The 15,114-nt window shown below is 62.1% G+C and carries 11 protein-coding genes and 1 pseudogene; 6 read left to right on the forward strand and 6 right to left on the reverse strand.

What is annotated here, in order from left to right; all coding sequences use genetic code 11:
- Positions 1-233: 233 nt before the first annotated feature.
- Positions 234-1,007 carry a putative hydro-lyase gene (locus UC34_RS23435; RefSeq protein ID WP_044458598.1) on the reverse strand — a complete coding sequence of 258 codons (774 nt, stop codon included), beginning with the start codon at positions 1,005-1,007 and terminating at the stop codon, positions 234-236.
- Positions 1,008-1,293: 286 nt separating this feature from the next.
- On the opposite strand from UC34_RS23435, the gene UC34_RS23440 reads away from it, so the two are divergent.
- Positions 1,294-2,226 (forward strand): LysR family transcriptional regulator, encoded by a 933-nt coding sequence (locus tag UC34_RS23440; protein ID WP_044457386.1) that lies wholly within the window; start codon positions 1,294-1,296, stop codon positions 2,224-2,226.
- Between the two features lie 13 nt (positions 2,227-2,239).
- Here the strand turns inward: UC34_RS23440 and UC34_RS23445 are convergent, their stop codons facing one another.
- The 5 genes and pseudogenes from UC34_RS23445 to UC34_RS23465 all read right to left on the reverse strand — a co-directional run.
- Positions 2,240-2,584, reverse strand: coding sequence for a cytochrome C oxidase subunit IV family protein (locus UC34_RS23445; protein ID WP_044457387.1), 345 nt, complete (start codon positions 2,582-2,584; stop codon positions 2,240-2,242).
- Between the two features lie 36 nt (positions 2,585-2,620).
- Positions 2,621-3,331, reverse strand: coding sequence for a heme-copper oxidase subunit III family protein (locus UC34_RS23450; protein ID WP_044457388.1), 711 nt, complete (start codon positions 3,329-3,331; stop codon positions 2,621-2,623).
- Positions 3,332-3,361: 30 nt separating this feature from the next.
- Positions 3,362-3,994 carry a cytochrome c oxidase subunit 3 gene (locus UC34_RS23455; RefSeq protein ID WP_157123282.1) on the reverse strand — a complete coding sequence of 211 codons (633 nt, stop codon included), beginning with the start codon at positions 3,992-3,994 and terminating at the stop codon, positions 3,362-3,364.
- Positions 3,991-5,919, reverse strand: coding sequence for a cytochrome c oxidase subunit I (gene ctaD / locus UC34_RS23460; protein ID WP_072617530.1), 1,929 nt, complete (start codon positions 5,917-5,919; stop codon positions 3,991-3,993). The genes UC34_RS23455 and ctaD overlap by 4 nt, the downstream gene beginning before the upstream one ends.
- Before the next feature lie 601 nt (positions 5,920-6,520).
- Positions 6,521-7,621, reverse strand: a pseudogene (locus UC34_RS23465) (cytochrome c oxidase subunit II); the annotation flags it as partial.
- Positions 7,622-7,816: 195 nt separating this feature from the next.
- On the opposite strand from UC34_RS23465, the gene UC34_RS23470 reads away from it, so the two are divergent.
- From UC34_RS23470 to asnB, 5 genes are all read left to right on the forward strand, one after another.
- Positions 7,817-9,157 carry an O-antigen polysaccharide polymerase Wzy gene (locus tag UC34_RS23470; protein WP_044457390.1) on the forward strand — a complete coding sequence of 447 codons (1,341 nt, stop codon included), beginning with the start codon at positions 7,817-7,819 and terminating at the stop codon, positions 9,155-9,157.
- Between the two features lie 287 nt (positions 9,158-9,444).
- Complete coding sequence (locus UC34_RS23475) at positions 9,445-10,728, forward strand: nucleotide sugar dehydrogenase (RefSeq protein WP_044457391.1); 1,284 nt, start codon at positions 9,445-9,447, stop codon at positions 10,726-10,728.
- Positions 10,729-10,843: 115 nt separating this feature from the next.
- Positions 10,844-11,875, forward strand: a complete 1,032-nt coding sequence (locus tag UC34_RS23480; protein WP_044457392.1) for an SDR family oxidoreductase — start codon at positions 10,844-10,846, stop codon at positions 11,873-11,875.
- Positions 11,876-11,911: 36 nt separating this feature from the next.
- On the forward strand, positions 11,912-13,024 hold the full coding sequence (locus UC34_RS23485; protein WP_044457393.1) for a glycosyltransferase family 4 protein: 1,113 nt from the start codon (positions 11,912-11,914) through the stop codon (positions 13,022-13,024).
- Between the two features lie 99 nt (positions 13,025-13,123).
- Entirely contained in the window at positions 13,124-15,055 is a 1,932-nt protein-coding gene (gene asnB, locus UC34_RS23490) for an asparagine synthase (glutamine-hydrolyzing) (protein ID WP_044457394.1), read from the forward strand.
- Positions 15,056-15,114 lie beyond the last annotated feature (59 nt).

Raw genomic sequence — 15,114 nt, forward strand, 5'->3', positions numbered from 1 at the left:
GGTGATGTCCTGTCTTGCCGTGTGGTGCACTGGGACCGCGCGCTCCCAACAGGCGTGAGAGGTCACCGGCGGGCGATAGAACGCCCGCCGCGGCCGTCAATGGCGCGGTTTCTTTTCTGACTGCGTGATACGGGTTGATGCGGGTGCTGCGGGGTTGGCGCGATGCGAAGACGAATGTCCCGAAGTGAAAGCAGCGCGTCGAATACGTCGTGTCAATGCACGCCGTGCTGGTCTCAGAAGACGGCCAGCGTGGCGTTCGGAATGTCGGTCATCAGCATGTAGCCGGGGCGATGCCCGATGGCCAACGGCAGCCTGGCGCCCATGAGCGCCGTTTGCGGCGTCACGCCACAAGCCCAGTACACGGGCAGTTCGCCGTCGCGAATCGTCACGGCATCGCCGAAGTCCGGCTTCGACAGGTCTGCGATGCCCAATTCCGACGGGTCGCCGATATGAATCGGTGCGCCGTGCACGCCCGGAAAACGCGACGTGATCTGCACCGCGCGAATCGCGTCGGCCCCCTTCATGGGACGCATCGACACGACCAGCTCACCGCCGAACTTGCCGGCGCGCTGATTCGCGATATTCGTGCGGTACATCGGCACATTGCAGCCCTCTTCCACGTGGCGCAACCCGATACCGGCCTTGGCGAGCATATCTTCGAACGAGAACGAGCAACCGATCGCGAACACCACGAAGTCGCTTTGCCAGAACTCGGCAAGGTTATCGACCTGCGCTGCGAGCTTGCCGTCGCGATAGACGTTATAGCCTGGCACGTCGGTGCGGATGTCCACCTCGCGGCCCAACGAAGGCACATGCCATTGGCCCGGTTCGCCAACACCCAGCAGCGGGCAGGCCTTCGGATTGCTTTGACAGAACCGCAGGAAATCGTGGGCATGGGCCACCGGCAGAATCGCGAGGTTGGCCTGCGCGAAGTCGCCGCAGTAGCCGGCGGTCGGCCCCCGGAACTGCGCCGAGCGCACGGCCTGACGAAATTCGTAAGGCGTGATGGTCTCGCGCTGCGAAGTGAAGTCGTGCGGGGTGGCTCGATGGTTCATGACAGATCCGGCGTTTGGGTGAGATGCCATTGCGACATCGGATAGCCAGAAGAATAGGAAGAAAAAAAAGTTATCGCTAACGAGTTTTTGTTCGCACCGCCGTATAGAATTTCTTAACGACTTCCCGGGTTTTCCCGAGGTTCGTTGCATTAATTTTCACTGCCCCGTCCATGCCTCGTTCACGGTAAGTTAGCGATTTTGGGCAGTCTCCCGCTGCCAGGCCAGCCACCCCGCCCTCATGAATACGCGCTTTCTCGAAACCTTCGTCACGCTGGCCATGCTGCGCAACTTTCGTGCGACAGCGGCGGCATTGCACGCCACGCCGGCTGCGATTTCGCAACGGCTCAAGGTGCTCGAAGAGGAGTTGAAGACCGAACTCGTGGATCGCGAAAGCCGGGAGTTTCGCCTCACGCCGAATGGCGAGTACTTGCTGGGTTATGCGAAAGCCGTGGTGGAAGCGGCACGGCGTCTGCAAGCGGCGGCGGACGGCGAGAGCACCATGCGGGGTCGCCTGCGCCTCGGTGTCATCGAGACGGTGGTGCACAGCTGGCTGCCGAACTATCTGCGACGCCTCGCTGCCGACTACCCCACGCTCGAAGTCGAGTTGACGGTCGACGTCTCGGTGCAGTTGCAACGGCGTCTCATGGCAGATGAACTCGATCTCATCATTCGCGTGGAAGGCAGCGACGACAGCAGCGTGGTATGCAACGCGCTGGCCAACTACCCCGTGCATTGGATTGCGCGCAAGGGCATGTTTCCGAACACGCGCAGCGGACTCGCCAAGCAAGTGCTTCAGCATCCGATCCTGACATATGGTCGCGGCACCGCGCCGCATCGCGCGCTGGAAGACATCGTGGCGAAGCTCGCGGGCGTGCACGGCGTGCCGCTGTCGGAAACGCGCGTGACCGGTTCGCCGTCGATTGCCGTGATCGTGCAGTTGGTGCGCGACGGTTTCGGTGTCGCCGCGATTCCGCGCCTGTTCGTCGACACGTTGATCGCCAACGGCGAGGTCGTGGAACTGCCCTTGCAGCCAGCGCCGCCGTCCATCGTCGTATCGATGTCGCGGCGCGCCGATGCGCCGCTCTTCGTTCACGGCGCGGCGACCGCCGCACGTATGGCATGCACGGAGTATTGCCAGAAGAGCGATCGCCGCCTGGTGGAATTGTTGTGAAGTCCGCAGCGCCTTACCGGAAGTGCGCCAGCCGTGTGACGAACGTGAAGTCGGCTTCCGACGCCATCAACGACATCAGCACGAGCAGCGCGAGCGGCGGGACCAGAATGGCGTAGACGAGCGCGAGCCGCTCCCAGCGCATGTGCATGAAAATCGCCACGATCAGTCCGGCCTTCGCGACCATCAACACAAGAATCAGTCCCCATCGCAGGTAGCCTTGCAGATTCGCGTAGTCGACGAGGTAGGAGAACGTCGAGAGCACGAACAATAGGCCCCAAACCTTCAGATATAGCCCCACCGAGTGTTGTTGTCCGGTGTGATCGGGACGCGTCGACGAGACAGGCGAGTGCGCCCCCATCGGGGTCGTGGAAGGTTCCATTTCCATGACGCCTCCTTACCAGAGATAGAACAAGGCGAAGATGAACACCCACACGAGATCCACGAAGTGCCAGTACAGGCCCGCGATCTCGACACGTTCGTACTTGTTGTGACGCTTCAGCGTGCCGTTGAGCACCTGACGCATGACCGTCAGCAGATAGATCACGCCTGCGCTCACATGCAGCCCGTGAAAGCCGGTGATCATGAAAAAGCAGGCGCCGAACTGCGCCGCGCCCATGGCATTGCCCCACGGACGAATGCCCTCGTGCACGATCAGATTCGTCCATTCGAAAGCCTGCATGCCCACAAATGCGATACCGAAGTAGGCCGTCGCGAGAATGCAGGCGGCAGTCTTGTCGCGCTCGCGTCGATACGCATAGTTCACCGCCATCGCCATGGTGCCGCTGCTCGTGATGAGCACGAACGTCATGATGGCGATGAGCAACAGTGGCACCGGATGGCCGTTCACACTGAGCGCGAAGATCTCCGCCGGGTTCGGCCATGTCGCCGTCGTCGACATGCGCACGGTCATGTAGCCGATCAGGAAGCTGCTGAACACGAAGGTGTCCGAGAGCAGGAAGATCCACATCATCGCCTTGCCCCACGGCACGCGGAACGTGGCGCGATCTCCGGCCCAGTCGGTAACGACGCCGCGCCATCCGTCGGGCGGATCGGTGGCCGTGGGCACAGGGGTTGCGGTGACAGCGGCTGACGATGACGTATTCACGATGCGACTCCTCGCTTGCCGACGCGGCGCTCAGGGACCGACGCCGGTGCCGCACAGGCGTTGTGCGATCTCCGGCGTGAGATTGACGATGGCCGCGAACAGCACCACCCACAAGGCGAACAGAAAGTGCCAGTACTGCGCCGTGAGCGAGAGGCGTCTCGCACGCGTCGCATGGGTCATGCGGTGCGGCGCGAGTAACGCCCACGCCACCACCCCGCCAAGCAAATGCAGCGCATGCAACCCGGTCAGCAGGAAGAAGAAGCTGTTCGCGGGATTGCCGCTCACATCGTAGCGCTGCGCGCTCAGGTCGCGCCATACCCAGAGTTGTCCGGCCACGAACGCCAGCGCAAAGGCGCCCGCCAGAAGCCACTCGCGTCGTGAGCGCCGCAACTCGCCCCGTCTTGCCTGCGATGCCGAGGACTGCATCACGATGCACGCCGCCGCAAGGATTCCCGTGTTGAACCACAGCGCGTTGACCGGCGGCAACGCGCGCCAGTCGCCGAGGCTCATGCGCATCACATAGGCGACGAGCATGAGGGAGAAAAGCATGCCGATGACGCCCATGAGCCACCACAGCGCAATCTGTGAAGCTTCGCGCCGACGCGGCTGGGCGACGGGCGCGCCGCCGGGAGGCATGGGTGGCCAGGTCGGAACGGGTCTCATGGCGTGGCTCCCGGTGCTGATCCTTCGGGTGCGCCGGAGGACGGCGAGTTGGGTGGCGCCTTGGGCGGCGCCGGTGGCGCGGCCTGCCGGTGCAGCGCCGCCGAATCGCCATTGACCAGCGTAGCGGGGCGGCGCGGGTCGGGCATGAGGTTCTGCGGCACGACATCGTCGACGTCGCCCGGCACGCTGTATTCATATGGCCAGCGATACGCAATCGGCAACACCGGTCCCCAATTGCCGTGCGCGGGTGGCACGTCGGGCGTCTGCCATTCGAGCGACGCCGCCCGCCACGGGTTCGCGCCCGCCGGTCTGCCGTGGCGCACGCTCCACGCGAGGTTGAACAGAAACAGCAACTGTCCCATCGCCACGATGAACGCCGCGACCGAAATGTAGGCATTCATCGCATGCGCGGAGTCCGGGATGAAGCTGTAGTTCTGGAACTCGTAGTAGCGTCGTGGCATACCGAGCACGCCGAGGTAATGCATCGGAAAGAAGATGGCGTAGGTGCCGAGAAACGTGATCCAGAAATGCCACTGTCCCAGCCGGTCGTCCAGACGTCTGCCGGTGACCAGCGGATACCAGTGGTAGATTCCGCCGAAGATGGTCAACAGCGGCGCCACGCCCATCACCATGTGGAAGTGCGCCACGACGAAGTACGTGTTCGACAGCGGCATGTCCACGCTCACGTTGCCGAGGAACAGCCCTGTCAGCCCGCCGATGACGAAGGTGCTGATGAAACCGATGGCGAAGAGCATCGGCACCGTCAGATGAATGTCGCCTCGCCACAGCGTGAGCACCCAGTTGTAAACCTTGATGGCGGTGGGGATGGCGATGATGAGCGTGGTCGTCGCGAAGAGAAAGCCGAAGTAGGGATTCATGCCGCTGATGAACATGTGGTGCGCCCAGACCACGAACGACAGCGCGCCGATGGCGAGAATCGCCCAGACCATCATGCGGTAGCCGAAGATGTTCTTGCGTGCGTGCACGCTGATGAGATCGGACACGATCCCGAAGGCGGGCAACGCCACGATGTAGACCTCAGGGTGACCGAAGAACCAGAACAGATGCTGGAAGAGCAACGGGCTGCCGCCGCGATAGTCGAGCGGCTGCCCCATCGAGACGAGCGCGGGCATGAAGAAGCTCGTGTGCAGCGTCTTGTCGAGCAGCATCATTACGCCGGAGACGAACAACGCCGGAAACGCGAGCAGCGCCAGCACCGTCGCCATCACGATGCCCCACACGGTCAGCGGCATGCGCAGCAGCGTCATGCCTTCGGTGCGGGCTTGCAGGACCGTCGTAACGTAGTTCAGCCCGCCCATCGTCGCCGCGACGATGAAGATCAGCAACGAGACGAGCATCAGCACGATGCCCCACTCGGTGCCCGGCGTGCCCGGCAGGATGGCCTGCGGCGGGTAGAGGGTCCAGCCCGCGCCGGTCGGCCCGCCTGGCACGAAGAAGCTCGCCATGAGCACGATGACGGCCAGCAGGTATACCCAGTAACTGAGCATGTTCAGGAACGGGAAGACCATGTCGCGCGCGCCGACCATCAGCGGAATCAGGTAATTGCCGAAGCCGCCGAGAAACAATGCGGTGAGCAGGTAGATCACCATGATCATGCCGTGCATGGTGACGTACTGGTAATAGTGATTGGCGTCGATGAAGGAGAACTTGCCGGGAAAGCCGAGCTGCATGCGCATCAGGTTCGAGAGCGCCAGACCGACCAGCCCCACCGCGATGGCCGTGCAGGTGTATTGCACGGCGATCACCTTGTGGTCCTGGCTCCAGACGTACTTCGTCCAGAAGCTTTGCGGGCCGTGCGCGCCGGAGTGTCCATAAAGGCCATGCGGACCATCAGGACCATCGGGGCCATCGGGACCATGCGCGCCTGTTGGGGCGGAACTGTCGCTTCCGGCATTGCCTGTCATGACGTGTCTCCCTTTATGTCTGCCCGGCCTGCGCCGCGCATGGTCCGATCGACGCCGGACGCGCACAGCATGCAATGCAGGGCTATGGCGTGGGCCGAATCATCGGCACGCTCGGTTGCGCCGGCCCCGGCGCTTGCGGGCCAGTGGATGGCCTGGGCGGTATCGCCAGCGGCGGCGCGGTCGTCCGGGGGTCATTCTGCAACGGCAATCCGGGGGCGCCGCCGGATCTGCGCGAAGGTTGGGACGGTGGCTGAACTCCCTGATTCATTGGCGCCGACGGGGCGAGCGGCGCGTACTGAGCGGGCGGACGCGGCGTCTGGAGCGAATTCTGTGCGAGCAGGACGTCACTCGCCCGCGTCTGAGTTGCGAGCTGCGGTGCGGCCGATGCGGCTGACGGGGCGGCTGCGGCAACGAGCGCGAGCGTGGCGCTCGCTGCGGTTTGTTGGAGGGTGCGGGTCATATCGGCCGGGTGAAAGGTTTCGGTTTCGGGGGGAAAACGTTGGGCTGAGGGTGCGGCGCGCGCTGATGGCGCCGACGGTATGCGTCGTGCGGATTGCGCAGATGGCACAGATGGCGTGGACGGCGGCGGGACACCCGGCTTGCCGCCGAGCGTCCGGATGTAGGCGATCAGCGCCTTCAGTTCGTCGTCGCTGAGTTCCACGACGGGCATGATCGGCGCAAAGCCTTTGGGCACGCGTGCGGTCGGATTGCGGATGAACGAGGCAAGGTAGGCATCGTCGACATGCGCGGAGCTGCCGTCCTGGAAGGTTTCCGTCTTACCGTAAAGGCCGTGCCAGGTGGGTCCGACGCCGGGCGAGCCATCCACTGTGTGGCATCCGGCGCAACCCTTGGCCTGTGCGAGCAGTTTGCCCTTGGCCGCGAGCGGGTCTGAGGCGGCCGCGCCGGCGTGCTGCGCCTGCAAGGCGGCGAAGGTCGGCAGCTTCGCGACCCAGGCGTCGTAGGCCGGCTTGTCGTCGACGACCACGACGCCGCGCATGTTGGCGTGTCCCACGCCGCAGAGCTGCGCGCACAGAATGTCGAAGCGGCCGGTACGGGTGGGCGTGAGCCACATTTGGGTCACCATCCCCGGCACCATGTTCATACGGGTGCGAAATGGCGGGACGTAGAAGTCGTGCAGCACGTCTTTCGCGCGCAGCAGCAATTTGACGGGTTGACCGACCAGAAGATGCAACTCGGGGGCGTCGACGATCCGGTTGTCCTGATTCGCGGGATCCCTGGGGTTCAGGCCAAGCGGGTTGTCGGCACTCACGTAGCGCGGATCGGACGTTCCCAGACGCCCGTCCGGCCCGGGCAAGCGAAAGCGCCATTGCCACTGCTGGCCGACGACTTCCACGACATGCGCGTTGTCCGGCGGATCGATCAGTTTGGCGTAGACGAAAAGACCGGGGGCGAGCATGGCGGCGATGCCGACCGTGGTGACGCCGATCAGCCAGGCTTCGAGGCGTCGGTTATGAGGCTCGTAGGCCGCCCGGCGCCCCTCGCGATGCCGGTAACGAAAAATCGCCCACGCGACGAAAAGATTGACGACAACGAAAGCCACGCCGGTGATCACCAGCGTAATGGTGAGGGTGTCGTCCATCTGACGCCAGTTCGACGCCAGCGGGGTCAGCCACCACGGACTCCAGAAATGAAACGCGAGCGCAGCGGCGACAACGACGATCAGGAGGATCGGGAGGGCCATTTCCGATGACATGACCCGGCTCAGGAGCCGGCTTCCAGCGCCGAGGGCGCTTTATCAAGCCTAGTCGCTGTCGGAATAGAGTCAAGGCGCTCGCCCCGCGCGGCGCAACGCCGCCGCGCCACACCACGTTCGGCGCCAGGTGAGTGCGGTATTATCGAGTCCTGCTATAGCGAAAGTGTAAAAAGGGAAGCTCCAATGACAGAACTGCTGCTCCTAGTGTTCCCATTGCCATGGATTGCGCTGTGGATCGGCCGTAAGAATCGTTCGACCCCGATTCCCGATATGGGCGTCTTTTTGGGATTCTTCGTCCTACTATACGGATGGCTACCGTTTCTCGGCATTTATCTGCACAGGCAGGGGATCGGCGACATACTGGACACCCGGTACGAATTCGGCGGCTATACGGACGACGAAGTGTTCTCTGTTGGACTGGCGTACTTTCTGTTCCTGCTCGGCTTTGCCTTCGCCTACCGTATGACGCGTCGCTATCGCGTCGCGGTCCAGACCATCCGTGTCCCCGAAAAGAAGGAAATTCGCGCGCTCGGCTATGGCCTGGCCTTTGTTTTTCTTACCGACTTCGTCGTACGAACCGTGGCAAACGTGCCGGTGGCCTCGTCCTACATCGAGAGTTACACAGTGCTGCGCGATCTGCCACTGATCCTTCAGCAGCTCATCGCTACCGCCGAAAGGCTGCAATTCACGTTCTTCCTGGCGCTGATGGTATTTAGCATTGCCAGAGCGCCGAGCACGCACCGCCTTTGGATCGTGGTGGTCGCCGTGATTCTGGCGCAGTCCGCCGCCGTAGGCGGCAGCCGGTCTGGCGCCGCGCTGTGTGCCGTGAGCTATTTGCTTTGCTACACAATTTTGGTGCGACGCATCAAACCGTCGACGTGGGTGACGATGTCCCTCGTCGGCATCGCGTTGTTCCTGCTTGCAGGCCAGATTCGCGGCGGCGTGTCCGACACCGCAGCGATCGCCGGCCTCCAGTCGGGCGAATTCACGTCCGTCTTCATCAACGCACTGGACATCATCAAACGCAAGCAGGAATTAGGCAGCTTCGACGTCCCGCTTTATACGCTGGACCTCGCACGTGTAATCCCGCAGCAACTACTCTGGTTCGACAAACTGGACCCCTCGGTCTGGTACGTCTCCACGTTCTATCCAGACTTCGCGAAGGCGGGCGGCGGGCTTGCCTTCGGCGCCATCGCGGAGTCCTTTGTTGGATTCGGTGTCGTGGAAGCGCTGGTACGCGGCATGTTGCTCGGACTGGTGGCGGCGTTCGTGGTGAACCACCTGCTGCGCGAGCGCGTGACGCCGATGCGAATCGTCGCTTACATCTGGCTTTTCGCCATGTCCTATCAATCGGTTCGCGACACGACATTCACTTTATTTGGCCGTTATGTGTTTCAGGTATTGCCGATGGCAATCTACCTGCATTTCATGGCATCGCGGCTTCGACACAAAACGTATCGGAATTTACGTTTTGTAAAATCAGTGCCGCCCGAGCATTCCCTGGCCGAAACGTCGGCGACCTGAGCGCCCCAAAAGCGCCTGATCACGGGGCTGCGCCGACATTTCGGCGGCGACGGCACCGTTGACGCCCATCGCCGCAAACGGGTTGCCCGGTGGGGCTCAGTGATACAATCCTGATCCTGGCAAAGGGCTCATCTGGCCTGCATTCCGTCGCTTTGGCGCCCCGATGCGCATTTCCGTCTCATTGGCTTAATGAAATGGTCTATGGCGATCATGGCTGTGCTCTCGACATCGGGAATTCTCAGTGCGGGTCGCAATACGTTACGTCGATACACTAGGTTATTAAATTGATGCATACGCGAAAAATTTCTGTGGTCGGTCTCGGGTATGTGGGTTTGCCCGTTGCAGTTGCATTTGGCAAATCCGCTCGTACCGTTGCATTCGATATTAATCTTTCGCGCCTCGAAGAGTTGCGTCAGGGCCACGACCGCACGAACGAAGTTGCGACCGAAGATCTCAAACAAGCCGATCTGTTGCTGACGGCCCAAACGACCGAACTGGCCCAGGCCGACTTTCACATCGTGGCAGTGCCGACGCCGGTCGACGACGCACATCAGCCGGATCTCACGCCGGTCATCAAAGCATCGGAAACCGTTGGCCGCGCGCTCAAGCGTGGCGACATCGTCGTCTATGAATCGACCGTCTACCCGGGGGTGACCGAAGACGTCTGTGTGCCGATTCTCGAGCGGGTGTCCGGTTTGACGTTCGGCACCGATTTCACCGTCGGCTACAGCCCGGAGCGCATTAATCCTGGTGACAAGGAACACACCTTCACCAAGATTACCAAGGTGGTGTCGGGCAGCGACGAAGCGACCAGCAAGATCGTCGCCGACGTCTATAGCTCGGTGGTCACGGCCGGCGTATATGCCGCATCCTCGATCAAGGTGGCAGAGGCCGCAAAGGTGATCGAAAACACGCAGCGCGACCTGAACATCGCGTTGATGAACGAACTGGCGATCATTTTCAATCGCATCGGCATCGACACGCGCGAAGTGCTCGAAGCCGCAGGCACGAAATGGAACTTCCTCAAGTTCTCGCCCGGCCTCGTCGGCGGCCATTGCATCGGCGTCGACCCTTACTATCTGACGCACATTGCCGAGCGTCTCGGCTACATCCCGCAGGTCATTCTCTCGGGTCGCCGCATCAACGATGGCATGGGCGCCTACATTGCACAACAAACGATCAAGCAGATGATTCGGGCCGGGCATCACGTCGCCAACGCAACGGTGACCGTCTTTGGTCTCACGTTCAAGGAGGACTGTCCCGACCTGCGCAACTCGCGCGTCGTGGACGTCATTCGCGAGCTGGAATCGTTCGGTGTGAACGTGCAAGTGTGCGATCCGGAAGCGGATCCGGACGAAGCGCGTCACGAGTATGGCGTGGCGCTTTGCGAACTCAGCTCGCTCAAACCCGCTCAGGCGCTCGTCGCGGCCGTGGCGCACAGCAAATTCCGTCAGATGGCGCCGCGCGATCTTCTCGGGCTGCTCACCGAAAACCCCGTCGTCGTCGACGTCAAGAGCATGTACGACCGTGCGGCATTCGCCGCCGCCGGCGTGGACCTCTGGCGCCTTTGAGCCGCCAGCCCCGAACAGCGACAACCATCACGGGACAGGCGGGGCTTCCCCGCCGCCCGGCAATATCTTCACTTGCCACAGTCGATTCGTGGCCGGCAACTCCAAGGAAAGTAAAGTGACGCGGTATCTCGATGTCCAACGATCGCTGCAACAAACGCCTCGTAAGTGGTTGATTACCGGGGTTGCAGGCTTCATCGGCTCCAACCTACTAGAAACGCTGCTCGGGCTCGATCAGCAGGTCGTGGGGCTGGACAACTTTGCTACCGGCCACCGTGCCAACCTCGATCTCGTAAAGTCTTTCGTCAGCCCGGAACAGTGGGCGCGTTTCTCCTTCATCGAAGGCGACATCTGCGATCTCGAGACATGCCAACGCGCCACGCAGGGCGTGCGACACGTGCTCCACGAAGCAGCGCTCGGCAGCGTGCCGCGCTCGATTGAAAATCCGATTCGTACCAACGAGACCAATCTCTCGGGTTTCCTTAATATGCTCGTCGCCGCACGCGACGCCGGGGTCGAGAGCTTCGTCTATGCCGCGTCAAGCTCGACGTATGGCGATCATCCCGGGCTGCCCAAAGTGGAGGACCGTATCGGCAAGCCGCTCTCGCCGTATGCGGTCACGAAATACGTCAACGAGCTGTACGCCGACGTCTTCGCGCGATGCTACGGATTCAACAGCGTCGGACTGCGGTATTTCAATGTATTCGGTCCGCGCCAGGACCCCAAGGGCGCTTATGCCGCGGTGATTCCGAAGTGGTTCGACGCGCTACTCAACGGCGAGACCGTGTTCATCAACGGCGACGGCGAAACCAGCCGCGACTTCTGTTTCGTCCAGAACGTCGTTCAGGCCAACATCCTCGCGTCCCTCCCGGAAAGTCGGGAAGCCACGAACCAGGTGTACAACGTTGCGCTCGGCGACCGCACGACGCTCAACGAACTGTTTGCCAACATTCGCGCACTGATCGCACGCGAAATGCCTGAAGTGGCCGATGCGACGCCAACGTATCGCGACTTCCGCGCGGGTGACGTGCGTCACTCGCAAGCGGACATCGGCAAGGCGACGTCGCTGCTTGGCTATGCGCCGACGCACCGCGTTGATGCCGGCCTGGAAATCGCCTGCTCGTGGTACATGTCCCTTGCACGGCGCTGATCTCGGCGTCATGTCACGGTCATCTCGCACCAGCGTATGAAAATACTGATCAATGCGCTCTCCGCCCGAGTCGGCGGAGGGAAAACCTACCTGATCAATCTGCTGCGCAACCTGCCGGACGATCCGTCGCTGCAACTCCTGATCTACGCGCCATCTTCGCTCGATCTGCCGCTCGATCCGCGCATCGAGCGTCGGAATCTTGATGCCGAGGCCAATAATCCGCTGCGTCGGCTCGTGTGGGAGCGATTGACCTTGCCCGGGGTCCTCGAGCGCGAGCACGTCGATTTGCTGTTCTGCCCCGGCGGACTGGTCAACACGCGTGTTCCGGCCGGCTGCCGGGTCGTCACAATGTTCCGCAACATGCAGCCGTTCGACCCGGAGGCTGTCAAGGTCATTCCATGGGGGCTGTTGCGATTGCGAACCCTGCTGCTCAAGGGAGCGATGCTGCGCAGCATGCGCGGGGCAGATCTGGTGATCTTTATCTCGCATTTCGCACGGAGCGTTGTTGAATCGCTCATCCCCATTTCGCGCGGCGTGACGATCCCCCACGGCGTACCCGAAATATTCAAGACGGCAGGCATCGAACTTCCGAAGCCGGCCTATCTCCCCGAAGGCAAGTACATTCTGTACGTGTCGCGTTTCGAGCCTTACAAACATCACCTCGAAGTCGTTCAGGGTTATGCACAGCTGCCGGAGGCGCTGCAAGAGGAATATCGCCTGATACTGGTGGGCGAACCGCTCTCGCCTCAGTCTGAACGGGTAGCGCGTGAAATTCGCGAACGAGGCCTGAGTGACCGGATCCGGGTGATCGGCGGTGTCGAGTACGGAACGCTGCCGGGCGCTTATCGCAATTCCGATATGATCCTGTTTGCCTCATCGTGCGAGAATTGCCCGAATATTCTGCTCGAAGCGCTCGGAGCGGGGCGTCCGACACTCACGTCGGATATCGAACCCATGCCCGAGTTTGCTGCCGACGCCGCGCTTTACTTTGCGCCGGGCGATCCGGGTAGCATCGCCGCGGCGATTGCGCGGATGGCACGGGAGCCGGCGTTGGCCGAGACGTTGGCCAAACGCGCCGCCGAGCGCAGTCTGGACTTCGCATGGTCGAAGACCGCACAGGCGACTTGGAAGGAAATCTTAAGCACCTGAGATGCAGACTGCGCTGCCTTGCGGCGCGCATTCTTCATTTGGGATCGCGCACGGCGCTCGCCGGCCGCGCCCCCGGAACATGATTCAAGGAAACTGAATATGTGTGGCATTGCCGGAATCGCCTATTGGCGTTCGATGGGCTCGCTGATTCCTGTGGCCGAACGCATGGCGGAGAAAATTCTGCACCGCGGGCCGGACGATGGCGGCGCATGGGCGGACGCGGAGAACGGCATTGCGTTCGGCCACCGACGTCTGGCCATTGTCGATCTGTCCGAACACGGTCATCAGCCGATGGCGTCCGCAAGCGGCCGCTACGTCATCGCATACAACGGCGAGGTATATAACTTCCCGGCGTTGCGCGAAGCGCTTGAGCGTGAAGGCAAGGCACCGGTCTGGCGAGGTCACTCCGATACCGAGATTCTCCTGGCAGGTTTCGAAGCTTGGGGGATCGAAGCGACGCTGAAGCGGGCGACCGGCATGTTCGCGATCGCACTCTGGGACCGCCAGGAACGAACGTTGACGCTCGCGCGCGACCGAATCGGCGAGAAGCCACTGTATTACGGCTGGGTCGGCGACAAGCTACTCTTCGCCTCCGAACTCAAAGCGCTCGAGGCCGGCGCTGACCGTCCGCTGGAAATCGACCGCGACGCCCTCGACACCATGATGCGCTTCGCCTACATTCCGGCACCGCGCAGTATCTTCAAGAATGTGTGGAAATTGCCGGCAGCCCATCGCATCGTCTTCCGGTCGGCCAACGATCGCGACGCTGTGCCTGAAGCGTACTGGTCACTCGATACACCTGAACAAACTGAACTGCGCCGCTCGCTGGTCGACGAAAGCGATACGGTACTCGTCGACCGGTTGCACGACCAGCTCAAGGCGGTGATCGCCGGCCAAATGCTCTCCGATGTGCCGCTGGGTGCATTCCTCTCCGGCGGCGTGGACTCGAGCACCGTCGTGGCGCTGATGCAGGCCCAATCGTCGCAACCGGTGCGCACGTTCACCATCGGCTTCAACGAAGAAGCATTCAACGAAGCACCGTATGCGGCGGCTGTCGCGAAGCACCTCGGCACCTCGCACACCGAGCTTTACATTACGGCTAAGCAGGCGTCCGATCTGATACCGTCGCTGCCGCAGATTTACGACGAGCCGTTCGCGGACTCGTCCCAAATTCCCACGACGCTCGTATCTCATCTCACTCGCAAGCACGTAACCGTGGCCCTGTCCGGCGACGGCGGCGACGAAATGTTCTCGGGCTATCCCCGCTATGACATCACGTCGCGCCTATGGGAGCGCATCGACGGTCAACCCGCCGTGCTGCGCCGCCTCATGGCATGCGCGTTGCGAGCTCCGTCACCCGGCGGGTGGGACGCCATGCTGCGCCTCGCACCACAAAATCTTCGTCAGCAAGTCAACGGCCGTCGGTTGCACCGCCTGGCCGGGCTGATCACATCGCCCTCCATCGGCGAACTCTATCCGCGTCTGATGTCGCAATGGCAGCCGGAAGATGGGCTGGTCCTGGGAGCGTCCTCGAATGGCGACGCACCGATGGACGTCTGGGCAACATCGCCAGACTTGCAGCACGCAATGCGCCGCTGGGATCTGCGTCAATATCTGCCAGACGATCTGCTGGTCAAGGTCGACCGCGCCGCCATGAGCGCAAGTCTGGAGTCACGGGCGCCGCTGCTCGATCATCACATCGCTGAACTCGCGTTCGCCATGCCTAATCGCGTACTCCAGCGTGACGGCGTGGGTAAATGGGTACTCCGGCGCGTGCTGGACCGTTACGTGCCGCGCGAATTGATCGATCGACCGAAAACCGGCTTCTCAATTCCGTTGGGAGAGTGGCTGCGCGGACCGTTGCGCGAGTGGGCCGAATCATTGCTCGCCACGTCTCAATTGCGCGCGCAAGGCTACCTGGACGCCACGAAGGTCGAACGCACCTGGCAACAGCATCTGTCAGGCAGCTACGACCGCAGCCCGTATCTGTGGAACGTGCTGATGTTTCAAGCCTGGCTGGCGAATCGCTGACGCCAACCACTTAGGACAGGACATCGCAGCGGTCCGCCCACTGGCGGCCGCTGCGTAAC

Source organism: Pandoraea vervacti (assembly GCF_000934605.2).
GTDB classification, from domain to species: Bacteria; Pseudomonadota; Gammaproteobacteria; order Burkholderiales; family Burkholderiaceae; genus Pandoraea; species Pandoraea vervacti.